Source organism: Streptomyces halobius (assembly GCF_023277745.1).
Classification (GTDB): domain Bacteria; phylum Actinomycetota; class Actinomycetes; order Streptomycetales; family Streptomycetaceae; genus Streptomyces; species Streptomyces halobius.
The window spans coordinates 3654955-3678071 of the sequence record NZ_CP086322.1 but is presented as its reverse complement, the minus strand read 5'-3'; the positions used below and the strand labels follow the sequence as shown (position 1 = coordinate 3678071).

19 protein-coding genes are annotated in these 23117 nt (G+C 70.8%); 12 read left to right on the top strand and 7 right to left on the bottom strand.

The genetic code is table 11. The annotated features are described in order from the left end of the window. Nucleotides 1-32: 32 nt before the first annotated feature. The 3 genes from K9S39_RS16720 to K9S39_RS16710 form a co-directional block, all read right to left on the bottom strand. Nucleotides 33-1835, bottom strand: a complete 1803-nt coding sequence (locus K9S39_RS16720) for an ABC transporter substrate-binding protein (RefSeq protein ID WP_248864154.1) — start codon at nucleotides 1833-1835, stop codon at nucleotides 33-35. Nucleotides 1836-1937: 102 nt separating this feature from the next. Continuing rightward, nucleotides 1938-2972 (bottom strand): ABC transporter permease, encoded by a 1035-nt coding sequence (locus tag K9S39_RS16715; protein ID WP_248864153.1) that lies wholly within the window; start codon nucleotides 2970-2972, stop codon nucleotides 1938-1940. Between the two features lie 795 nt (nucleotides 2973-3767). Then, on the bottom strand, nucleotides 3768-5975 hold the full coding sequence (locus tag K9S39_RS16710) for a prolyl oligopeptidase family serine peptidase (RefSeq protein ID WP_248864152.1): 2208 nt from the start codon (nucleotides 5973-5975) through the stop codon (nucleotides 3768-3770). 232 nt (nucleotides 5976-6207) lie between these two features. Between K9S39_RS16710 and K9S39_RS16705 the strand changes: the two genes are divergently transcribed. From K9S39_RS16705 to K9S39_RS16665, 9 genes are all read left to right on the top strand, one after another. After that, nucleotides 6208-6402 (top strand): hypothetical protein, encoded by a 195-nt coding sequence (locus K9S39_RS16705; RefSeq protein WP_248864151.1) that lies wholly within the window; start codon nucleotides 6208-6210, stop codon nucleotides 6400-6402. 161 nt (nucleotides 6403-6563) lie between these two features. Further along, nucleotides 6564-7568, top strand: coding sequence for an N-acetyl-1-D-myo-inositol-2-amino-2-deoxy-alpha-D-glucopyranoside deacetylase (mshB, locus tag K9S39_RS16700; protein WP_248864150.1), 1005 nt, complete (start codon nucleotides 6564-6566; stop codon nucleotides 7566-7568). Beyond that, nucleotides 7565-8113 (top strand): DUF6113 family protein, encoded by a 549-nt coding sequence (locus tag K9S39_RS16695; protein ID WP_248864149.1) that lies wholly within the window; start codon nucleotides 7565-7567, stop codon nucleotides 8111-8113. The genes mshB and K9S39_RS16695 overlap by 4 nt, the downstream gene beginning before the upstream one ends. A gap of 204 nt (nucleotides 8114-8317) precedes the next feature. Beyond that, nucleotides 8318-10711: a hypothetical protein gene (locus K9S39_RS16690; RefSeq protein ID WP_248864148.1), complete on the top strand. Its 2394-nt coding sequence runs from the start codon at nucleotides 8318-8320 to the stop codon at nucleotides 10709-10711. 206 nt (nucleotides 10712-10917) lie between these two features. Next, the gene (locus K9S39_RS16685) at nucleotides 10918-11934 is read left to right on the top strand and encodes an ABC transporter ATP-binding protein (RefSeq protein ID WP_248864147.1); all 1017 of its coding nucleotides are present in this window, start codon (nucleotides 10918-10920) and stop codon (nucleotides 11932-11934) included. Further along, complete coding sequence (locus tag K9S39_RS16680) at nucleotides 11931-12668, top strand: ABC transporter permease (RefSeq protein WP_248864146.1); 738 nt, start codon at nucleotides 11931-11933, stop codon at nucleotides 12666-12668. The genes K9S39_RS16685 and K9S39_RS16680 overlap by 4 nt, the downstream gene beginning before the upstream one ends. Further along, entirely contained in the window at nucleotides 12665-13936 is a 1272-nt protein-coding gene (locus K9S39_RS16675; protein WP_248864145.1) for a sensor histidine kinase, read from the top strand. The genes K9S39_RS16680 and K9S39_RS16675 overlap by 4 nt, the downstream gene beginning before the upstream one ends. A 229-nt stretch (nucleotides 13937-14165) precedes the next feature. Then, the gene (locus tag K9S39_RS16670) at nucleotides 14166-14771 is read left to right on the top strand and encodes a response regulator transcription factor (RefSeq protein WP_283112331.1); all 606 of its coding nucleotides are present in this window, start codon (nucleotides 14166-14168) and stop codon (nucleotides 14769-14771) included. A 179-nt stretch (nucleotides 14772-14950) separates the two neighbouring features. Further along, nucleotides 14951-16273: a PP2C family protein-serine/threonine phosphatase gene (locus tag K9S39_RS16665; protein WP_248864144.1), complete on the top strand. Its 1323-nt coding sequence runs from the start codon at nucleotides 14951-14953 to the stop codon at nucleotides 16271-16273. A 53-nt stretch (nucleotides 16274-16326) separates the two neighbouring features. Here K9S39_RS16665 and K9S39_RS16660 read toward each other — a convergent pair whose 3' ends face one another. Together K9S39_RS16660 and K9S39_RS16655 are read right to left on the bottom strand one after the other, a co-directional pair. Continuing rightward, on the bottom strand, nucleotides 16327-17187 hold the full coding sequence (locus K9S39_RS16660) for a transglutaminase family protein (RefSeq protein WP_248864143.1): 861 nt from the start codon (nucleotides 17185-17187) through the stop codon (nucleotides 16327-16329). 17 nt (nucleotides 17188-17204) lie between these two features. Beyond that, nucleotides 17205-18245, bottom strand: a complete 1041-nt coding sequence (locus K9S39_RS16655; protein WP_248864142.1) for a GNAT family N-acetyltransferase — start codon at nucleotides 18243-18245, stop codon at nucleotides 17205-17207. Between the two features lie 140 nt (nucleotides 18246-18385). Between K9S39_RS16655 and fdxA the strand changes: the two genes are divergently transcribed. Both fdxA and dapC read left to right on the top strand, forming a co-directional pair. Then, a complete protein-coding gene (fdxA, locus tag K9S39_RS16650) occupies nucleotides 18386-18706 on the top strand; it encodes a ferredoxin (protein ID WP_033319951.1) in 321 nt (106 codons plus the stop codon). A 185-nt stretch (nucleotides 18707-18891) separates the two neighbouring features. Next, nucleotides 18892-19989, top strand: coding sequence for a succinyldiaminopimelate transaminase (dapC, locus tag K9S39_RS16645; RefSeq protein WP_248864141.1), 1098 nt, complete (start codon nucleotides 18892-18894; stop codon nucleotides 19987-19989). Nucleotides 19990-20180: 191 nt separating this feature from the next. On the opposite strand, the gene K9S39_RS16640 is transcribed toward dapC, so the two are convergent. After that, on the bottom strand, nucleotides 20181-20735 hold the full coding sequence (locus tag K9S39_RS16640; protein ID WP_248864140.1) for a hypothetical protein: 555 nt from the start codon (nucleotides 20733-20735) through the stop codon (nucleotides 20181-20183). A 300-nt stretch (nucleotides 20736-21035) separates the two neighbouring features. Further along, on the bottom strand, nucleotides 21036-21977 hold the full coding sequence (locus K9S39_RS16635) for a heavy metal transporter (RefSeq protein ID WP_248864139.1): 942 nt from the start codon (nucleotides 21975-21977) through the stop codon (nucleotides 21036-21038). 40 nt (nucleotides 21978-22017) lie between these two features. On the opposite strand from K9S39_RS16635, the gene dapE reads away from it, so the two are divergent. Next, nucleotides 22018-23109, top strand: a complete 1092-nt coding sequence (gene dapE, locus K9S39_RS16630; RefSeq protein ID WP_248864138.1) for a succinyl-diaminopimelate desuccinylase — start codon at nucleotides 22018-22020, stop codon at nucleotides 23107-23109. Nucleotides 23110-23117 lie beyond the last annotated feature (8 nt).

Genomic DNA, 23117 nt, shown 5'->3' with positions numbered 1-23117 from the left:
CGCGCGCTCCGCGATGTGCCCTCTTCAGGCGCTTACTTCTTCTTCAGGTACAGCTTGTTCGGGTCGAGGTAGCTGACGTCCAGGTTGTAGCGGGCGCCGCCGATGTTCGAACCGTGCAGCTGGAGCATCTTGGTGTAGAAGACCGGGGCAGCCGGGTTGATCTTCTCCACGATGTAGTGGTGCAGCTTCTGCCACTCCTCGGTCGCCTTCTTGATGTCCGCGATCTTGCTGATGCGGGCGATCTCCTCGTTCACGTGCTTGTCGTTGACGTGCGAGTAGTTCGAGGCGCCGTTCTGGATGGTGGTGCCGTCGTAGGAGGGCGGAATCACCGTGGAGGCGTCCGGCCAGTCCTGGCCCCAGCCCGTCATGTAGATGTCGAAGCCGTTGTCGACCTTGCCCATCTGCTGGTACCAGGAGGCCGAGTCGATCTCCTTCTTCTGCACATTGAAGCCGGCCTTGGTCAGCGCGTCCTCGATGACGACGGCTTCCTTCTGGCGATGCTCCACATTGGAGTAGGCGTAGACCAGCTTCATTCCCGTCTTGCCGGCTTCCTTGAGAAGCTTCTTGGCCTTCTCCGGCTGGCCGTTGGGGTGCTTCAGCTTGCCGTAGGGGTCGTAGCCCTTCTTGTAGCCCGAGACGGTCGGGGCGAGCAGACCGCCGGCGATCTCACCGCCGTAGCTGCCGCCGTTGACGCGGACGATCTGGCCGTTCGGCATGGCGTAGGTGATCGCGTCACGGATCCGCTTGTCCTTGATGCGGTCCATGTTGAAGTTCAGCTGCCAGACGTAGGGCTGGTAGCCCTGAACCAGACGCTTGCTGGCGCTGGGGTCGTTCAGGACCTGCTTGGTCAGCGTCGGCTCCACCGGGTTGGTGAAGCTGACCGCGTTCTTGGCCTCGCCCTGGTCGGCCATCAGCCGCTTGGTGGAGTCCGACGGCTGGTGGTTGAAGGTGATGTTGAAGCCGTCCGGGTACTGGTGCCGCATCGGGTCCGTCTTCGGGTCCCAGTTGGTGTTGCGCACCAGCTTCATGGACTTGCCGGACTTGAACGACGCGATCTTGTACGGGCCCGAGGTGACCGGCTTGACGTCGTAGCTCGCCTTGGTGTCCTTGGCGCTGTCGGGGACCACGCTGTAGCCCGGCATCGTCAGCGCGTAGGGCAGTTGCGACTGCGGCTGTTTGAAGTGGAAGATGATGGTCTTCTCGTCCGGCGTGTCCAGGACGCTCTTGGGCAGGTGGTCGCCCTTGTACGGGCCGTCCGGCAGCGCCTTGCGGTAGCTGGTGCCGCTGCCCGACAGCCACTGCTGCACGTACGTGGGGCCATCGGTGATGAACTTCGCGTACATCCGCTCGATGGAGTGGCGGATGTCCTTCGAGGTGATCGGCTTGCCGTCCTCGAACTTGATGCCGTCCTTGAGCGTGTACTTCCAGGTCTTGCCGCCGTCGGACATCTGCCCGGCGTCGGTGGCCAGGTCGCCGACCACCTTCGTGTTGCCCTTGTCGTCCTGCTTGAAGGCGGTCAGCCCGCGGAAGATCAGCTGTGACAGCGCCTTCATGTCGCTGACGTACATCTGCGCCGGGTCCAGGTGGTTGAAGCTGTCACGCTGGTAGACGCGGATGGTGCCGCCGGACTGGGCGCCCTTCACGTCTGCGGCCGGGCCGGTGGAGTCGGCGGCCGTGCCGAGCGGGATCGCCTTGGCCTGGGCCGCGGCGTCCACGTCGGTCTTCGCCTTGTCCTTGCCTGCGCTGCTGCCGCCGCTGCAGCCGGTGAGCGCGAGCGACCCGGCCGCAAGGGCCATGATCACCGCGCGGGTTCTGCGCGTGGAGAGTGCGTTCATGAGATCAACACCTGCCTGTCGTGTGGTGTCCAGAAGTGCTGTCTGACGCATCCGGTCCGATTCCGGAGCGGGGGTGACAGCAATCCCCCCTCAAATGGACGGCTATCGCCCGGACTTGGGATCGAAGGCGTCTCGTACCGAGTCCCCCAGCAGGTTGAAGCACAGCACGAAGATCACCATCGCGGCGCCGGGGAAGAGCAAGAAGGTCGGGTCGTTCTCGTATACGTTGCCGGCCGTGTGGAACAGTCGTCCCCAGTCCGGAGTCGGCTCCATGATGCCGACGCCCAGGAAGGACAGACCGGCCTCCGCCGTGACGAACAGCGGGAGCATGTAGGTGCTCTGTACGAGGATCGGCGTCACCACGTTGGGCAGCAGCTCCTTGCGGATGATCCGCCAGGGTGAGGCGCCGGTGATCTTCGCGGCCTCCACGAATTCCCGTTCGCGCAGCGAGAGCACCTGCCCGCGCAACAGACGCGCCAGACCCATCCAGCCGAGGGCCCACTGGACGAGGATCAGTGCCACGACACGGACATAGGTGGGGGTCTCGTCACCCGGCGGGACGAACAGCGCCACGACGACCGGCATGAACGCCACGAACGTCAACTGGCTGGGGAAGGCGAGCAGGAAGTCGATGACCCGGCCGAGCCAGTAGTCGGTCCTGCCGCCCACATAGCCCGCCGTGATCCCCAGGATGGTTCCGGTGATGACGACCAGGATGGTCACCGCTACGGAGATCCCCAGCGAGGTGCGGATGCCGTACAGCAGCTGGGTGAACAGGTCGCGGCCCAGCTGCGGTTCGATGCCGAACCAGAACTCGCCGGAGATACCGCCGTTGGGCGCCACCGGGAAGCCGAACTCGTCCAGCAGGCCGAAGTTCTCGTTGCCGTAGAGCGTGTAAGGGTTCTTGCCGTAGAGCTTGGCGATGACCGGTGCCAGCGCCGCGATGGCGAAGAACGCCAGCACGACGATCGCGCAGAACACACCCGTGCGGTCGCGCTTGAAGCGCGTCCACATCAACTGGCCCGGGGAACGGCCGACGAGCTCACCGCCCTTGCTGTCCTTCTCCTTCTTCAGACCTTTGGGGCCACGTCCCGGGGTGTCGGACTGTGTAGCCACGGTCTGGGATGGACTAGTCATCGCGAAGTTCCCCCGCGCCGAGTTCTCTTGGAACATGAAGCGGCGCCGGTCTGCACCGCTGGATGAAGCGGACTTTCGCAAGTGATTTATGGCGGAGTCAAGGGGATCGGGAGTGCTGGTGTACTGATCGTCCGCTTCTTGAGCGAAGATTACGCAGATTGACGCACGGGCGTGCTTGACACGGAACCGAGATTTGCGACATGAGCGACAAATCATGCCCAACCTCTTTAACGTGAAGGCAACTTCCGCGTCGCAACACCGATATACGGACGCGCCATGCTTCACAACGTACGGCCGTGCGGGTGCCGTAGACCGGCCGGGGGTTCGCTCCCGGCCGGTCGTGCTTGTCCGACATGGTGCTCGCCGTGTTTTCGGCTTCCCGCCGCAGGGGGCTTGTCGCCGTTGTGCCTGCGGCGGGCGTGGGTTCTTTCGGGTGCGGCGCCGGCCCTACGGACTCCGTCCTAGTCCTACGGTCCGTCCCCTCCCGACGGTGGGTGGAAAGAGGCTGGTGGGGCACATGTGGTCTGTCGGGTGTCTGTGATCCGTCCACAAGGTGCACACAACCGGTTACGTGTACCCCCACCGGTCTTCCTTCCCACTCTCCTCGGGAGGTGCCGGTCCGCAGGACGGAGTCCGGAGGGCCGGCACCGCTGCCGAACGGCCCCGCGCAGCGGCACCAGCCCACCGCAGGTGCAATGGCGGGACAGCCGAGAACCTCGGCGCAGGCCAGCCGCAGGCGACCCCCACGGCGGGCCGGCCGACAACGTGGGGCCCAGGCAGAGCGCAGCGAACGGCTCAGGCGGCGGTGTGCAACGCCCGCCGAAGAAACTCCACCTGCAGCAGCAGCAAATTCTCCGCCACCTGCTCCTGCGGCGTCATATGAGTCACCCCCGACAACGGCAGCACCTCGTGCGGGCGGCCCGCAGCGAGAAGGGCCGACGACAGGCGCAGCGCATGCGCCACCACCACGTTGTCGTCGGCCAGACCGTGCACGATCAGCATCGGACGGTGCTGCTCCGCCGCCCCGGACAACCCCTCGTCCGTGATCAACGAGTTGGCGGCGTAGACCGCCGGCTCCTCGTCGGGGTGGCCGAGGTACCGCTCCTGGTAATGCGTGTCGTACAAGCGGAGGTCCGTGACCGGAGCGCCCACCACGGCGGCGTGGAAGACATCCGGCCGCCGCAGCGCCGCGAGCCCCGCGAGGTAACCGCCGAAGGACCAGCCGCGGATGGCCACCCGCCCCAGGTCCAGGGGAAAGGAACCGGCCAGTGCCTGGAGGGCGTGCACCTGGTCCTCCAGGACGACCTCCGCGAGGTTCCGGGAGACCGCCTTCTCCCACGCGGGGGAGCGGCCCGGGGTGCCCCGCCCGTCCGCGACGATCACCGCGAACCCCTGGTCGGCGAACCACTGTGACGTCAGATGGGCGTTGTGCGCCGCTACCACCCGCTGGCCGTGCGGGCCGCCGTACGGATCCATCAGCACCGGCAGCGGACCGTCGCCCTCCGTATAGCCGTCCGGCAGCAGTACCGCGCACGGGATCTCCCGTTCGCCCGCGAGGACGAGGCGGGGCCGGGCGGTGATGACCGGCTTCTCGGCGTACGAACCGATCGTGGCGAGGGTCTTCTCCCCGCCGTCCGCGCCCAGCCGCACCACCTCCACCTGGGCGCCGGGCCGCTCCAGCGACGCCTGGGACAGCAGGACGGTGGCCGACCCGGCTCCTCCGCGCACCGCGGAGGAGACGGTCGGGTACGGCCGGTCGCCCACCCGTTCCCAGCCGCCCTGGTCGCCGCTGCCGCGGAACCAGGCGCGGTAGACGCCGATGTCATGCAGATCGGTGCCGCTGGCGGAGAAGAGGACATCGTCCTCGCCGATGTCCAGCACCGCCCGGACGTGCAGCGGCGCGGCGGTCAGCGGGCGGTCGCCGACGAACAGCTTGCGCGCGCCGCCCTCGTCCGCGATCCGCACCAGCCGGCCGTCCGGTGTCCAGGCGGGCACCCCGGGGAACGGCTCGACCCATGCCTCGTCCTCGTCCTCGTGCACCGTGCGGGTCGCGCCCGTCGCGGTGTCGACCGTGAGATAGCGCTGGTCGCGCTGGTCGCGGGACTGGACCAGGAGCAGCGGCGGACCGGCCGCGGACCAGTGGACGCGGGCGAGGTAGGGGTAGCGCTCGGTGTCCCAGGTGACGTCCGTCCGCGCGCCGTCCAGGCCGAACAGGGCCAGCGTGACCCTGGCGTTGGGGGTGCCGGCCGCCGGGTAGCGGATCTGGACGGGCTCGCGGTCCGGATGGGCGGGGTCGGAGATCCACCAGTGCCCCACGGGAGACTCGTCGACCCGCGCGGCGAGCACCCGGTCGCTGTCCGGCGACCACCAGAAGCCCCGGTAACGGCCCATCTCCTCGGCCGCGATGAACTCGGCCAGGCCCCAGGTGACATCGGGACCGTCGGGCTCCGCGAGCACCCGGTCGGCGCCCCCGCGGGCGGAGCCGCCGCCGGTCCCGTATGCGCCGCCGTCGGCCGTGTTGACGCCGTCCACCGGGACCAGCCGCAGGCGGCCCTGTGCTACAAAGGCGATATAACGGCCGTCCGGAGACGGCCGCGGGTCCACCACCGGCCCTTGGGCGGGCAGTTCACGCGTGGTGCCGGCCCGCAGCTCGGAGACGAACAGCCGGCCGGACAGGGGGAATGCCGCCAACTCGACGGCGGTGTCCACTCCGTAGCCGACGATGCCGGCCGAGCCCTCACGGGTGCGCTCGCGGCGGGCCCGCTCCTCGGGCGGGAGCTGCTCGTCCGCGCCGGCGAGCAGGGCCCGCGGATCGGCGGCCGCGAACTCCCGTCCCTCGGCCAGGTCGAGGACCCATAGCTGCTGGGTCCGGTCGGTTCCCGTGAGGGAGCGGAGGAAGACGACGCGCGCGCCGTCCGGGGAAACGGCATAGTCACGCGGGGCGCCCAGTGTGAAGCGCTGGGTACGGGCGTGCTGCCGGGGAAAGGAAAGCTGTCCGGTCATGTGGCCGAGACTACGGGTGCGGAGACGGGTGTGGTCGCGCTCGCCAACGGCCTGTGCGCCCCCACTCTGCTCCTGTGCACCGACTTATGCGCACGGACGGAAAGTTATGATCCCTTGCGCGTGGTGGGTACGGGGTAAAGAGCCCTTGGCATACGCCGGTGCGCGGTTCCGTCCAAGAGGCCCGCGCACCGTCAACTCTGTCCGGTCCGTGTGTACTTGGAGGTGAGCCGCCGTGGCACTCTCAATTTCGGCGGTGGTGCTGCTGGCGATCATCGTCTTCTTGCTCGTCAAGAAGTCCGGGCTGAAGGCCGGGCATGCGTTCGTCTGCATGCTGCTGGGCTTCTATCTGGCCAGCTCGTCCATTGCTCCGACGGTCAAGACGATGACCACGAATGTCGCCTCCATGATCGGGGGCATCAAGTTCTGACCGCGGGAGCCGGTCCGTCCGGGCCCGTCCGTCCCTCCTGCCCCGCCCCCGTGCCCCGTCCGTGCCGTCAGGGCCGCTACGGCCCCGTCCTTCGATCGGGCGTAGCGCGGCGACCGGGATCGCGCGCTGAAGGAGGAGCGGGCGGCTCGTAGGCTGTTCGCATGACCGCCCACCCTCCCCCAGCCACCGCTGGGAGGTCCGCCCAGTGTGCGGGGGGATCCCCGCCGCGCCACAGTGACCTCCCCGCCCGCCGTCTGCTGCTGGTGCACGCGCACCCGGACGACGAGTCGATCAACCACGGCGTCACCATGGCCAGGTACGCGGCCGAGGGCGCGCTGGTCACCCTGGTGACCTGCACCCTCGGCGAGGAGGGCGAGGTCATCCCGGCCGGGCTCGCCCATCTCGCCCCCGACCGTGACGACACCCTGGGCCCGCACCGTGCCGACGAGCTGGCCGCCGCGATGCGGGCCCTGGGCGTCACCGACCACCGCTTCCTGGGCGGAGCGGGCCGCTACCGCGACTCCGGGATGATGGGCGCCCCCCAGAACGACCGGCCGAACGCCTTCTGGCAGGCCGATCTCGACGAGGCGGCCGCCCATCTCGTGGCCGTCGTCAGAGAGATCCAGCCGCAGGTGCTGGTCACCTACGACCCGAATGGCGGATACGGCCACCCCGACCACATCCAGGCCCACCGCGTCGCGATGCGGGCCGCCGAGCTCGCCGCGCAGGCGGAGTTCCGGCCTGATCTGGGCCCGGCGTACGCGATCGGCAAGATCTACTGGAACTGCAACCCCCGGTCCGAGGTCGAGAGGGGCCTGGCCCGGCTGCGCACGGCCGGTCACGCCTTCTTGGGGATCGCCTCGGCCGACGATGTGCCGGGCGTGGTGCCGGATGCCGACGTCACGGCGACGATCGCCGGAAATGAGACATACGCCGCCGCCAAGACCGAGGCGATGCGCGCCCACGCCACCCAGATCGCGGTCGACGGGCCGTTCTTCGCGCTCTCCAACGACCTGGGCCAGCCGCTGTTCCGTACCGAGCACTACCAACTGGTGCACGGGTTCTCGGGTGCCGCCGAAGGTGAGCTGGAGGACGATCTCTTCGCGGGGATCGCCGTGCCGGCGGGCGCGGCGCGGAGCGGCCGGATCGAGGAGGTTGCGGAATGAACGCGGCCAAGGGCGGCGGGGCCGCCGAAAGCGGACAAAGCGGCGGTGAGAACGGCCGGAACGGTGGGAACGCGGCCCGGCGGGCGCGGGCGGGCAGCGGCGGAGCGTCCGGCGCGCGGCCGGCGGCCTCGGCGGGGCGGCCGTCCGGCCCGGCCCCAGTCCAGAGCGTGCCGCTGACCGCGGGCCGCATCGGCCTGTATGTCCTGCTGTTGGTCGCGGGAGTGCTGGTCGCGCTCGCCGGCACGCTCGTCCAAGGGGCGTGGCCCCCGGGCGGTTTGCTGCTCGCGCTGGCCGGAACCGGCGGCCTCTTCTACGGCGGCGTCACGGCGACCCGTACCGCGGCCGGTGTCCTGGTGCCCGGCGCGGCCTGGCTGGTGACCGTGTTTCTGCTGCTCGGCGACGCCCGGCCGGAGGGGGACTTCCTCTTCCCGGCGGGGCCCGGCTCGTATCTCTTCCTGCTGGGTGGCATCGTGGTGGGTGTGATCTGCGCCACCATCGGCCAGATGCGCGCTACGGGTGTTCCGCGCGGCCGAGTTGGCGGATGACGTGGTCCATACCAGGACGGATGCCGCGGGAAATCCGCTGATCCAGGGGTTCGCTCGTGCCAGCGGTGTTCGTACGCTCTTCAAGTGCCCATCGGCGGCGGACAGTATGGTGGTGCGCGCCGCCGCGACGCCCTGGGGGCACCTCCCGGCCCGAGGCCGGGGATCATCTCTGACGAGCGGCGGAGCCAACCGGGAGAACCTGCTTTGAGTCGTGAATCTGACAATTCGTCCTCCGGCCCCCAGGGCCGTGGCGGAGCCGCGTACCCGTCCGGGACGCCGCCGTACGGCTCGCCCAGGGGAGACGGCGACGAGGCGCTGGCCTCCGGGACGCAGCCGGAGGAACAGAAGACCGAGACCACGCTGACGACACGGATCAAGATCAATATTCCGGGGTCGCGCCCCATCCCGCCGGTCGTCGTGCGCAAGCCCGTCGGTGAGGAGTCCGGCATGAACGGATCGGCTGTGTCCGGTGGTTCCGCCGGTTCCCGGGGCACGCCGCGTCCCGCCGGGGGATCCGAGCGGAACGCGGAGCGTACGGCGAACACCCCACGGCCCGACGCGGCGGCGGACACGACCTCCGCGGGCGGCCCGGCCGAGAGGAGCAGCGACTGGTTCGCGCCGCGCAAGACGCAGGCCGGGACCGGCAGTCAGTCCTCGACCACCGGCTCCCACGCGGCACCGCCCGCCCCGGGCGGGCCGTCCCCGGCGCCGCGCGGCGCGTCCGGCGCCACGCCTCCGCAGCGCCCCGACCTGCCGTACTTCTCGGACGGCGGTGCGTCGCAGGGCGGCGGCTCGCCGTTCGAGAGCGGTGCGCCGCGGGGTGGCGGCAGCTCGCCGTTCGAAGGCGACGCGCCGCGGGTTGGGGGCACCTCCGGCTCCTGGGAGCCCCTCCGGTCATGGGGGTCCCCCCGGTCGAGCGAAGCCGGGAGTGGGGGAGAAGCCGAGAGCGGCGGAGGAACCGAGAGCGGCGGAGGATCCCCGTTCGAGAGCGGCGCCCCACTGCGCGATCCGCTGTCCGACCCGCTGGGCAGCTCCCCGTTCGACACGTCCTCAGGGGGCGGCTCGCCGTTCGACACTCCCGGGGGCGGCTCGCCCTTCGACGGCCCCGCGCGTGAACCCAGCCCGTTCGACACCCCCCGGAGCGGCGCCGCCGGCCCGAGCGGTCCCACGACAGGGCCCGCGCGCGGCGAGAGCGTGCTCAACCTCCCGCCCGGCTTCGGCGACTCCGGGCCGGGCACCGGCAGTACCCCCACGATGCGGGACGACACCACACCGCTCACCCCGCAGCCGCCGGCGCCTCCGCTGGCGGGGCCGGGCAGCGGCCTCGGCGTCACCGGCGGCATTTCTGGCGGTCTGCCCGGCGGTGTGACGAGCGGTCCCCACAGCGGTCCGACGGGCGGTCCGGTCGGGGGGCCCCGGAGCGGCGCTCCCGGTGAACGCGTCGGTGCGCCCGGCGGGGTGAGCGGCGGCGCCCCCGGCGGGTCCGGCCCCCGTGACAGGCTCTCCGGCGACACCCTGGTCAGCGGTATCCCGACGACCCCCGGGGCGGACGGCCCGCCGTCCCCCTCGCCGTCCCCGTCCGGCCCGTCGGGCAGCGATGACAGCGCCGCCCCCGCGCGCCCCAAGATCCCCGAGCCGATCAACCCGCCCAAGAAGGGCCGCAACAAGATCGCCCTCGCCGGTGTCGGCCTCGTGGTCGTGGCCGGTCTCGCCTACGGCGCGGGCCTGCTGCTCGACCACGCCGATGTGCCCAACGGCACCACCGCGCTCGGCGTGGACATCGGCGGCACCAGCAACGAAGAGGCCGTCGAGAAGCTGCAGACGGCGCTCAAGGACCGCCGTACCGAGCCGCTGAAGCTCTCCGTCGACGGCAAGTCCGTGACCCTCCAGCCCGCGAAGGCCGGCCTGGACGTCGACATCCACGCCACCGTCCGCAACGCGACCGGCCGCGACTACAACCCGGTCTCCGTCATCGGCTCGCTGTTCGGCGGCACCCGTACGGCCGAGCCGCAGATGATCGTCGACAACGAGAAGCTGGGCGTCGCGCTGGAGAACGTGGCGGGTGCCTCGGCCGCCGCCAAGGAAGGCGGGATCACCTTCGCGAACGGCAAGGCGGTGCCGCACTACGGACAGCCGTACAAGTCCATCGACGTCGCGGCGTCCAAGTCCAAGGTCGCCGAGGCGTACCAGAACCGGGTCACCACGGGCACCGACACCCCCGTCGTGCTGGCCGTCGCCACCCGGCAGCCGAAGATCGACAAGGCCGCGGTGGACGAGGCGCTCAAGCAGTACGCGGAGCCCGCGATGTCCGGCCTGGTGACGGTCCGTACGGACCCGGCGCACACGGTCTCCTTCAGCCCGCAGAAGTCCATCCCGAAGTTCCTGTCGTTCACCATCAAGAACGGCGAACTGGTGCCGTACTACAACCTGCCGGCCCTGAAGGACCTCTACGGCGACACCTTCAGCGGCGTGCTGCTCACCAAGGGCGACGGCTCCAAGAAGCCGGTCAGCGTCAAGGAGGTGGCGAGCGCGGTGGCCAAGGCGCTGCGCGGCCGCACCCCCGCCGAGCGGATCCAGACCATCGGGGCGGACGCCTGACGGTCCGCACGGCCGGCCGACCGCTGCAGCGACCATCGGTCATCAGGCCCGACGACCGTCGCAGCACCGCGAAAGCACAGGTAGAGGCCCCCTCAGGGCGATTCCTCAGGGCATCCCCTAGGGGGTCTCACCCATGACAGATGTCATGGCAGGTTGCCTACACCTGACACTGCCGTGCGGATCGCGAAGCCGTGAAGCTGAATGGCATGACGACGACAGAGACGACGACAGCCGCGACGGGCGCCGCGACCACGGCCACCGCCACACACCGCGCGGCCCCGGTCCCCGTGGTCAGCTTCCGGCAGGTCAACAAGAGTTACGGCGCGGTGCGCGCGGTGGCCGATCTGCGGCTGGAGCTGAATCCGGGTGAGACCGTCGCCCTCCTCGGGCCGAACGGCGCGGGCAAGTCCTCCACCCTCGACCTCCTCCTCGGGCTGCGCACCCCCGACTCCGGCTCCGTGAGCCTCTTCGGCACGACCCCGCAGCGGGCGATAGAGCAGGGCAAGGTCGGCGCGATGCTGCAGAGCGGCGGCCTCATGGAGGGCGTCAAGGTCAAGGAGCTGGTCCGGCTCGCCCGCGATCTGCACCCGCGCGGCCGCCCCCTCGACGAGATCCTGGCCACCGCCGGCATCACCGACCTCGCCGACCGCATGGTCGACAAGCTCTCCGGCGGCCAGGAGCAGCGGGTCCGGTTCGCCCTCGCCACCGCCGGGGCCAACGACCTGATCGTGCTGGACGAGCCGACCACCGGCATGGACGTCTCCGCCCGGCGGACCTTCTGGGGCGCGATGCGGCAGCAGGCCCAGCAGGGCCGTACGGTCCTGTTCGCGACGCACTACCTCGAAGAGGCCGACGAGATAGCCGACCGCGTGATCGTGCTGCACCGCGGCCGGGTGCTGGCCGACGGCACCGCCGCCGAGATCAAGGCCAGGGCCGGCGCCCGCCGGATCACCTTCGACCTCGCCGAGCCGGTCGACCACACCGCGCTGCACGGCCTGCCGGCCCTGACCTCCCTGTCCGTGTCCGACCGCGGCTCCGCCGCGGGTGCCGGGCGCACGGTCCGCATCCAGTCCCACGACGCCGACGCGACGGTGCACGCCCTCTACGGCCTCGGCTGCTACCCGCACAACCTGGAGGTCTCCGGCCTCGGCCTGGAACAGGCGTTCATCGCCCTCACCACGGCGACCGACGCGACCCCCACCACCGAGGAGACGGCCCGATGACCACTCTCATCAAGCTGGAGATCGTTCGCGCGCTGCGCAACAAGAAGTTCTTGTTCTTCTCGGTGGTCTATCCGCCGCTGCTGTATCTGCTCATCGCCGGCGGCGCGGACCGCAAGCCGATCCCCGGGATGACGCTCGACATGGGCCTCTACTACATGGTCAGCATGGCGGCGTTCGGCGCCATGACGGCCGTTCTGCTGGGCAACAGCGAGCGCATCGCCAAGGAGCGCGAGAAGGGCTGGGTGCGGCAGCTGAGACTGACGGCCCTGCCCGGCCGCGGCTATGTCGCCGCCAAGATGGCCGCCGCCGGGACGGTCAGCCTGCCGTCGATCCTGCTGGTCATGATCGTCGCAGCGGTGGTCAAGGGCGTCCGGCTCGATGCCTGGCAGTGGATCGCCATCGCCGCCTGCACCTGGCTCGGCAGCTTCGTCTTCGCCGCGCTCGGCGTCGCCATCGGCTACCTGGCCACGGGCGACGCGGTCCGCCCGATAACGATGCTCATCTACTTCGGCCTGGCGTTCCTCGGCGGCCTGTGGATGCCGATGACGCTCCTGCCGCAGTGGGTGCAGAACATCGCGGAGTGGCTGCCGACCCACGCCTACGCGGCGCTCGGCACGGCGGTCGAGGTGGGCAGCGCGCCCCACCTCAAGGACATCACCATCCTGGCCGGCTATCTGCTGGTGTTCGCCGCCGGCGCGGCCTGGCTCTACCGCAAGGACACCCGTAAGGCATGAGGCCGGTGACGACGAAGAGCAAGCCCGAGGACCACAACCCGGTGATGATCGGGCAGGCTCCCCGCAACCGCCGCCAGGCACTGGGCAAGATGCTGTGGATCAGCGTCTGGCTGCTGTATCTGGCCGGCCCGATGGGCGGGCTGATGGAGCCGGGCACCTCCACCGCCAAGCGGATCTGGGCCGGCCTCGGGCTCGCGCTGTTCGTCCTCACCTACTTCGCGCTGATCTTCCGCCACATGTGGCGAGGACTGACCCGACGACAGGCGCACGGCGCGCTGGCCCTGATGCTGGCGCTGTCCACCGTGCTCTCCTGGGCGCTCGGCTTCTCCTGGCTGGTGCTGTTCATCTTCACCAGCGTGGCCTGCGGAGTGGTGCTGACCTGGCAGCAGGCCCGCTGGACCATCCCGCTGATCGCCGTGATCCTGCTCGCGGTCGGCGCGCACTATGCCGAGATCCGCAACTACTACCTCTTCGCCTACGGCCTGCCGACCCTGGGCAGCGGCTTCATGATGGTCGGGGTGCAGCATCTGATCCGTACGACCAAGGAGCTTCGCGCCGCCCGCGAGGAGGTCGCCCGTCTCGCCGCCGACGAGGAACGGCTGCGCCTGGCCCGCGATCTGCACGACCTCCTCGGCCACTCCCTGTCCCTGATCACTCTCAAGAGCGAGCTGGCCGGCCGGATGCTGCCCGAGCGGCCGGCGGCCGCCGCCCAGCAGGTCGCCGACATCGAGCAGGTCAGTCGGCAGGCGCTGATCGATGTCCGGGAGGCGGTCAGCGCCTACCGACGGCCCCGGCTCGCCGTCGAACTGGCCGGGGCCCGGACCGCGCTGCGCACCGCCGGGGTGCAGGCCACCGTCGATCCGGCGCTGGAGGACGAACACCACACGCTCACGGCGGACGAGGAGGGCGCCCTGGCCTGGGCCCTGCGCGAGGCCGTCACCAACGTCATACGGCACAGCGGCGCCCGCCACTGCGAACTCCTCCTCACCGAGGAATGGGAGTCCGACGAACGCCGCTACCTCTGCCTGTCCGTCCTCGACGACGGCGTCGGCCCACCCCGCGCCCAGCACGACGGCAACGGCCTCAGCGGCCTGCGCGAACGCCTCGCCCTCGCCGACGGCCGCCTGGAAACCGGCCCCGCCCCCCGCGGCCGCGGGTTCGCCCTCCGTGCCTACGCCCCCTGGGCACGCGCGCCGCGCCCCGCAGGGGCGCATACCGACCCCGCACCACAGCACGTAACCAATCCGGGAACTTGTAACTCTCCGTAATCGTTGCCGAAATGAAAAGGCGCGCGTGAGGCCGGCGCGAGGCAAGGTCAAAGCCACCCCGCTCCAGCGGAAGCCACCCGCTCCAAGACACCTCCAAGACACCTCCAAGACACGACGCCACCCGCCCCAAGACGCGAAGCCCACTCGCCCCAAGAGGGGTTATCCGCTCGAAGGCGGTGACGGGCCACCCGCTCGAAGTGGGGAAGTCACACGCCGTAAGCTGGCGCGCGTGATCAAAGTGCTGCTGGCCGAGGACCAGTCGATGGTCCGGGAAGCGCTGGCCGCGCTGTTGTCGCTGGAAGCGGATCTGGAGGTCGTCGCCCAGGCGGCGCGCGGCGACGAAGTGCTCGCGGCAGCGCGGGCGCACGATGTGGATGTCGCCCTGCTGGACATCGAGATGCCCGGCATCAGCGGGTTGGACGCGGCGGCCGAGCTGCGCGACCGGCTGCCAGCCGTGAAGGTCGTCATCCTCACCACCTTCGGGCGCCCCGGCTATCTGCGTCGCGCAATGGAATCGGGAGCCGACGCCTTCCTGGTCAAGGACGCCCCGGCCGCCCGCCTCGCGGACGCCGTACGACGGGTGCTGCGTGGCGACCAGGTCATCGACCCGGCGCTGGCGGCGGCCGCCCTCGCCGATGGGCCCAGCCCGCTCACCGAACGCGAGCGCGAGGTCCTGCGGGTCGCGTCCGACGGCGCCACCAACGCCGAGATCGCCCAGGCCCTGAACCTGTCCCAGGGCACGATCCGCAACTACCTCTCCACCGCCATCCAGAAGACGGGCGCCCGCAACCGCGCGGAAGCGTCCCGAACGGCCCGCGACAAGGGCTGGCTTTAGACCCCGGGGTGGCCGTGCCCCCCCCCGGGCGCGCCCCTCGCCCCCGGGCGGCACGGCCAGCCCGGGCGCGAGCCCGCTGGGGGCGAATCCCCGGCCCCGTTCCTGGCTCCACCCTGCCCCCTCCCCGGGACCTTTGCCCCTGTGCGGTGTCGCGTGACGTCCCGCAGGCTTGAAGTGTTATGCGTGCGAACCAGCCCCCGGAGAGCGGCCGACTCGTTGCCGCGTTGCTGATCGTCGCCGTTCTGGTCGTCGTATCGCTGGACGCGACCACCAGCCCGGAACTGCACATTTCCTCCTTCCTGGGCGTCGCCCCGCTGATCGCGGCGCTGCGCTGTACCTTCCGCCCCACCCTCGCCGTCGCCGTCGTCTACGTTGTCTCGCTGACCTGCATCGACCTCCTGACAGTGCAGGAATGGGCACCGGCCAGCCGGGTCGTCGGCATCTTCGGGGCGTTCCTGGTGGCGGTCTTCTCCCTGGTGCTGTGCCGCACCCGCCTGGAGCGCGAGGCGCTGCACGCCCGGACGAGCCTGGTCGCCGACACGGTGCAGCGGGCCATGCTGCGTGAACTACCGCTCCGGGCCGGCCCGGTCGAGGCGTTCGGCTTCTATGTCTCCGCCCAGGAGGGCGCCCGGGTCGGCGGCGACATCTACGAGGCCGTCGAGACTCCGCACGGGCTGCGCGTGATGATCGGCGACGTCCAGGGCAAGGGCATGCCGGCGATCGAGGCGGGACTGGAGGTACTGGCCTCGTTCCGGGAGGCCGCCTACTACCAGGACTCGCTGGAGTCGGTGGCCGAGCGGATGGAGCAGGCGCTGATCCGGTACAACACCCGCTCGGTCGAGCAGGGCACCGACGAGCGGTTCGTCACCGCGCTGCTGTTGGAGGTGCGCGGCCCGCGCGACGGCCGGGTGATGTCCTGCGGCCACATCCCGTACTACCTGGTGCGCGACGGCCGGGTCTACGAGCGGTCCGACGGGGAGGGCGAGCTGCCGCTGGGTCTGGGCGCACTGAGCGCCGAGCCGCGCCGGAGCGTCCGCGTCCGCCCCACCGCGGACGACTGGGTAGTGCTGTGCACGGACGGGGTGACCGAGGCGCGTGGTGCGGACGGGGAGTTCTACCCGCTGCGCGACCGGCTGGCCGGCTGGACGCACCTGGAGCCGGCCGAACTGGCCCGTACGCTCCGCGCCGACCTGGAACGGTTCACCGGCGGCGACCTGAAGGACGACGCGACCGCGCTGATCATCCGCCGCGCCCCCGTCACCGAATCCATCGAACCCACCGAATCCGCCGGCCTCACCCAAACCACCAAAACCAGCAAAACCGCAGAGACCACCGAAGTCACCGAAGCCACAGAAGTCACCGGAGCCGCCAATTCCACCAATTCCAGCGATTCCGCCGAACCCGCCGAGGTCCGGAGCGCCCCGAGTACCCGGAGCCCTGCGACGGCCAGGAGCCCGCACTCACCCGCAGGCCGGCGGGCCGGCCGCCCCACCGCCCGCTAGGCCTCCGCAGTCGCCGCACGCTGGACACCGACGCCCCTCGTTCTCACCGCCCCTCAGTTCAACAGCGCCCGAGCCGCCACAGCCTGTCGGCGGACCGCCTTCGCTGTTGCCGGTTCGACGGCCTCCACCACGCGTGCGTACTCCTCCAGCTCGGCGGCCCCCGCCATGAACTCGCCGCGCTGGACCAGTAGTTGGGCCCGTTCGCGCCGCAGCCGGGCCGGATGGCCGGGCAGCAGCAGCGACAGCTCCACCGCCCACAGCTGCACCGCGCTCTGCTCCGGACGTGCCGCCGCCCAGGCCCGGATGTTGTTGAGGATCCGCAGCACGATGTCCAGGGGGTCGGCGGGCGCCAGCATCCGCGCGGTCACCTCCTGTCCGGTCGCCCCCGCGACCAGCAACGCCGCGTCCTCATCGCCGAGCGGCCGGCCGCCGGCGAACGGATCGGCCAGTACATGTTCCCCGTACGGGTCCCCGAAGCCGACGACGAAATGGCCGGGCAGCGCCACCCCGTACACCGGTGCGCCGGCCCGTCGCGCGACCTCCATCCACACCACCGACAGCAGGATCGGCAGGCCCCGGCGGCGCCGCAGCACCTCGTGCAGCAGCGACGATTCCAGCCGCCGGTAGTCGGCGGGCGTGCCGCCGAATCCCTGGCGTGAGCCGAGCAGCTCGGCGAGATTCCGCGCCCAGGCGCCGGGGCCCCCGGCCGGGGCGAAGGGCAGCAGCCCGGCCAGCCGGTCCAGCTCGATCTGGGCGGCGTCCATGCCGGCCTCGTCCAACTCGGGGTCCGCCTCGGCGGCGATCAGCAGGCACAGCAGGGCGAGATCCAGCCGCTCCTCGCGCGCGGCCTCGGCGAACTGCCGCCGCCGCTCGGCGCGGGCGCCGTCCGGCTTCGGCTCGGGTTCCGGGGGCATACGAAGGGGATACCCGCTCAGCGCGCGCTGTCGCCCGGAAGGGCGCGCCGGTAGTGATAGCCGTGGTGTTCGGTGAAGCCGAGCCGGTCGTAGAGCGCGCGGCCCTCGTCGTTGTCGCCCTCGACCTGCAGATACGCGGCCGAGGCGCCCTCCTGGAGGGCCCGCTCGGCGAGCGCTGCCGTCACCAGCGTGGCCAGCCCCTGGCGCCGCTGTGCCGGGTCCACCTCGACGGCCGAGAAGCCCGCCCAGCGGCCGTCCACGACCATGCGCCCGATGGCCGCCGTGCGGCCGTCCGCGTCCCGTACCGTCGCGAACCACACCGAGGGGCCGCCGGTCAGCACCTTCAGGGCGTCCGACGTGGGCGCGGCGGTCCGGTTGTAGAGGGCGAGCCAGTCGGCGTGCGGCTCCCGGGTGAGGGTGACGTGAGTGGGGGCACCACCGGCGGAGTCAGGAGGAGTGTCCGCCCCGGTGTCGGCGAGCGGCGCCAGTGCCGCGACGCGGACCGAGGTGTGCCGCTCGGGCGTCCAGCCGCGCTCGTCCAGCTCGGCCGCCAGCCGCTCGTCGGTGTCCGCGCGCCCGGTGGCGACCATGATGAGCGCCGGCAGCTCGCGCTCGCCGTACCACCGGGTGATCCGCTCCAGTGCCGCGTCCAGCGGGATCCCGGGGTCGCCGAGGGGGAGGACGGAGTTCGCCCGCCGCGTAAATCCGGCGGCGGCCCGCAGCGTCCAGTCTCCGAGTCGTTCCGTCTCAAGAGCCGGCCAGCCGCGGGCCGCGACCTCCTGGAGCTCTCGTGCGTCGGCCGCCGGCCCCCGCCGCCGGGCCGGTTCCGCGGGTACCGTCTTGGCCGCGACCAGCGACGCCTCATCGATCCGGACGCACTCTCCGTTACGACGTGTGATGCTCAGCACGCCCTCCTTCCACGATGTGAGAACGCCGACCGCGTCGGTGAACGCGGCCTCCCCCGGGCCACCGCCCGTCCGACGCCGGACCGATACCCTTTTGCCCACGTCAGCAGGGGTGATACGGACTTCCGCGCGACCTCCGGTCATGAATTCCATCGCTCTATCCGCCCCTCATGTTCGTCTCGCGCCCGGGAACGGAGATACTAGGTGGCGGGCATCGACGACGCCGCGCTCCCGCGCGCCCTGCGGCGGTACCGCCAATCGGTCCGCCGGCCCTACCGAGGAGGAACGACAGCGTGACCTACGTCATCGCGCAGCCTTGTGTCGACGTCAAGGACAAGGCATGCATCGAGGAGTGCCCCGTCGATTGCATCTACGAGGGCTCCCGGTCCTTGTACATCCACCCGGACGAATGTGTCGACTGTGGTGCTTGTGAGCCGGTCTGCCCCGTCGAGGCGATCTTCTACGAGGATGACACTCCCGAAGAGTGGAAGGACTACTACAAGGCGAATGTCGAGTTCTTCGACGAGCTCGGTTCGCCCGGTGGTGCCAGCAAGCTCGGTCTGATCGAGCGCGACCACCCCTTCATCGCCGAGCTGCCGCCACAGAACCAGTAACGATCCTGGACGGAGAGGGAGCCCGTCGCTCCCTCTTGTCCATGTGATCGCCGGTCGCGCGGCGCTACCCGGCCCCGTACGGCCGCCCGCTGTACGGGGCCGGGGTGTCCGCGCCGACCTCGCCGCGCCGGCCTCCCCGCATCGCCCTGTACGGGAGACGTCACCCGTCCGAGAAAGAGAGCACCATGGGCCCGGTCTCATCCCGTCTTCCTGTGTTCCCCTGGGACCGGCTGGAGCCGTACAAGACCACCGCCGCGGCACATCCCGACGGCATCGTCGACCTGTCCGTCGGCACCCCGGTCGACCCGGTGCCCGCCGTGATCCAGCGGGCGCTGACCGACGCGGCCGACAGCCCCGGCTATCCGACGGTGTGGGGCACCGCCGCGCTGCGCGACGCGCTCACCGGCTGGGCCGCCGACCGTCTGGGCGCCCGCGGCCTGGAGCACACCCATGTGCTGCCGATCGTCGGCTCCAAGGAGCTGGTGGCCTGGCTGCCCACCCAGCTGGGCCTCGGTCCCGGCGACAAGGTGGCCTACCCGCGGCTGGCCTACCCGACGTACGAGGTCGGCGCCCGGCTGGCCGGCGCCGAGCCGGTCGTCTACGACGAGCCGACCGAGCTCGACCCCACCGGGCTGAAGCTGTTGTGGCTGAACTCGCCGTCCAACCCCACCGGCCGGGTGCTGAGCGCCGACGCCCTGCGCCGCACCGTCGCCTGGGCCCGCGAGCACGGTGTGCTGGTCTTCAGCGACGAGTGCTACCTCGAACTGGGCTGGGAGGCCGACCCGGTCTCGGTGCTGCACCCGGACGTCTGCGGCGGCTCCCCGGACGGCATCGTCGCCGTCCACTCGCTCTCCAAGCGCTCCAACCTGGCCGGCTACCGCGCCGCGTTCCTGGCCGGCGACGCCGCCGTCCTCGGCGAGCTGCTGCAGCTCCGCAAGCACGGCGGAATGATGGTCGCGGCACCGGTCCAGGCCGCCACAGTCGCCGCGCTGGGCGACTCCGCCCACGTGGCCGAGCAGCGCGCGCGCTACGCCCGTCGCCGCACCGCTCTGCGCACCGCCTTCGAGGCCGCCGGTTTCCGTATCGAGCACAGTGAGGCGTCGCTCTACCTCTGGGCGACCCGCGACGAACCCTGCTGGGACACCGTCGGTGATCTCGCCGAACAGGGCATCCTGGTCGCCCCGGGCGAGTTCTACGGCGCCGCGGGCGAGCGGTTCGTACGGATCGCCTTCACCGCCACCGACGAGCGGGTGGACGCCGCGGTGCACCGCCTGGCGGAATGACCGGCTGAGGGTATGCCGCCGGCCGTCGTTCCACTGGCACCGGTTCCACCGGCCCCAGTCCCGTCGGCAGTTCCGTCGGCGGCAATTCCGCTGCCGGTCAATTGCCTGTCGATTGCCGGTCATTGCACTGATCGCGCAGGGCCCGGGGAGAGAGGAATCCCCGGGCCCTGCGCGGTACGGCAAGTGAAAGATCAGTTGCCGAACATGCCCGGAGGGGTCAGCGGAAGACCGCCGATCAGGCCGTGACCGGGCATTTGGCTCTGCGCGGCGTTCTTGGCCATCGCGGGCGCGTGCCTGGCCGTCTTCCCGGCCTTGCGGGCCGCGTCGTGGGCGGTCTTCATGGCGGTCCTGGTGGCAGCCTTGGCGGTGCTCTTGGTGCTGCCCTTGTGGCCGCTCTTGCCGCTCTTGTGGCCGCCCTTGACGTCTTCCCGGACAAGGATCCCCGTGGTGCCGTCGCGTCCGTACACGAGCGGCTGGGCCGCCACGACCGTCGGGACGACGGTGTTGACGGTCGCCGGGGCGAGCTCACTGGCGGTCTGGTGGCCGAGCGTGTTCGCCATGCCGACACCGGTCTCGGCGACGTCGTCGACCTTCTGGTTGGTGCCATCGGCGTCCAGGCCGCCGACGGGTGCCTTCGGCGGCACGCTCAAAGCGTTCGCGGAACCGGCCGCACCGACCACGGGAGCCGCGCCTGCTGCGATCAGGAGGGCAGCTCGGGCGATCCGACGCGTAACGGGGTGGGACATGGTGCTCCTTTTACGGAGAAGGGCTCGTAACTTCTGACAGATGTGCCATGTCCGCCGGGCGGACGCTCTGACTAAGCGCGTCAGCTCCCCGAAAGTTGCGGTGAACTAAGGTAAAGAATTGGTAACCCGTCGCATAATCGGCCATGGATAATGGCGGGCAACGCGGGCATGGTGTGACGGTGCGACGAAATGCCATGACCCTTAAGCGATAAGGGAATTGGGAATTCATGCGTGTTCGTAGCGCGAAGTTCCCTGCTGGTGGAGGGAATTACTGCCGCTGCCCTATCAAAGGCCCGGCGGTTATGGCGCGGTGATGATACGAACGTCGCCCGCGGAGCGCGCCGAAGCGGCGCCGGAGTCGGCCGGCCGCTTCTGCCAGCCCTTCCCCGAATCGGCCGCCGCCCACGTCCGGCCGGCATAGGAGATCTGTTCGATACGCAGCTCGGCGGAGTGCGCCACCGCCCAGGTCGCCAGCTCCCACCCGCGCTGGGTGGCGCTCCCGCCGGCCCCCGGTCCGGTCGGCCGGACCGGCACCGTCACGGTCCGCCTGCCGCCCGCGTGCCGCCCGCCGACGCCGTCCGTCCGCGGCAGCACCTCCGGCCCGAACTCCCGGACCAGCCGCTCCCGTACCTTCGCGCCGCCGCCCGACCGGTCGTCCACCGGGCGGCTCTGCGTGCAGGTCAGCGCGGCCGGGTCGCGGCCGGTGAGTGCCCCGGTCAGCCGCGCGGCGTTCGCCTCGTGCTTCGCGTACGCCTGCGGATAGCCACTGCGCTGGACCTTCTGCGCGGCGGCGGTCAGCGGCAGCCGGGAATAGCCGGGCACCTTCACCAGATGCCGGTAGAACTCCCCGGCCGAATACACCGGGTCCATGATCTGCTTCACGGTGCCCCAGTCCTGGGACGGCCGCTGCTGGAAGAGGCCGACCGAATCCCGGTCGCCGAAGTCGATGTTGCGCAGCCCGGATTCCTGCATCGCGGTCGCGAGCGCGATCGTCACCGCCCGCTCCGGCAGGCCGCGCGAGGACGCCACGGCCGAGATCGTCGCGGCGTTCGCGGCCTGCTCCGGGGTGAGCTCGTACGCCTCGCCGTCGCCCTCGGCGCGCACGGTGCAGTGCGGCGCCCCCGGGCCACCGGTGACGTACTGCACGACCAGATAGACGGCCAGTCCGAGGAGCACGGCGAATGCCGCGCTGATGCGCCAGAGGCGCTTGCGGCGGACTGGGGTGGTGGGCTGCGCGGACACGGGCCCACCGTACTGGAGTGCTGCCGATAGGGTCGGCACCATGGAGCGCTCCACACACCACCCCGTCCTGGACCTGTCGCTGGACGCCGCCGAACTCACCGCGCGGCTCGTCGACATCCCCTCCGTCAGCGGCGGGGAAAAGGACCTGGCCGACGCCGTTGAGCACGCCCTGCGCGCGCTGCCGCATCTGACCGTCGACCGGCACGGCAACAACGTCGTGGCCCGTACGAACCTGGGCCGCGCCGAGCGGGTGGTGCTCGCCGGACACCTCGACACCGTCCCGATCGCGGACAATGTCCCGTCCCGGCTCGACGAGGACGGCGTCCTGTGGGGCTGCGGCACCTGCGACATGAAGTCCGGGGTGGCCGTCCAGCTGCGCATGGCCGCCACGGTCCCCGCGCCCAACCGCGACCTGACCTTCGTCTTCTACGACCAGGAGGAGGTCGCCGGACATCTGAACGGCCTCGGAAAGGTCGCGGACGCCCACACCGACTGGCTCACCGGCGACTTCGCCGTCCTCCTGGAGCCCTCCGACGGCCAGGTGGAGGGCGGCTGCCAGGGCACTCTGCGGGTCCTGCTGCGCACCCATGGTGAGCGCGCCCACTCCGCGCGCAGCTGGATGGGCGCCAACGCGATCCACGCCGCCGCTCCGATCCTGGCCAGGCTCGCCGCGTACGAGCCGCGCCGCCCGGTGATCGACGGCCTCGAATACCGCGAGGGGCTCAACGCCGTCGGCATCGAGGGCGGCGTCGCCACCAACGTGATCCCGGACGCCTGCACGGTCACCGTCAACTTCCGCTACGCGCCCGACCGCAGCCCCGAAGAGGCGGTGGCCCACGTCCGCGAGGTCTTCGCCGACTGCCCCATTGACGAGTTCATCGTCGACGACCACACCCCGGGTGCGCTGCCCGGTCTGTCCCACCCGGCGGCCAAGGCGTTCATGGAGGCGGTCGGCGGCACCGCGATGCCCAAGTTCGGCTGGACCGACGTCTCCCGCTTCAGCGCCCTCGGCGTCCCGGCCGTCAACTACGGTCCCGGCTACTCCCTGCTCGCGCACAGGAAGGACGAGCGGGTCGAGGTCGAGCGGATCCTGCACTGCGAGGAGCGGCTGCGCGCCTGGCTGACGGCCTGAGGGGCCCT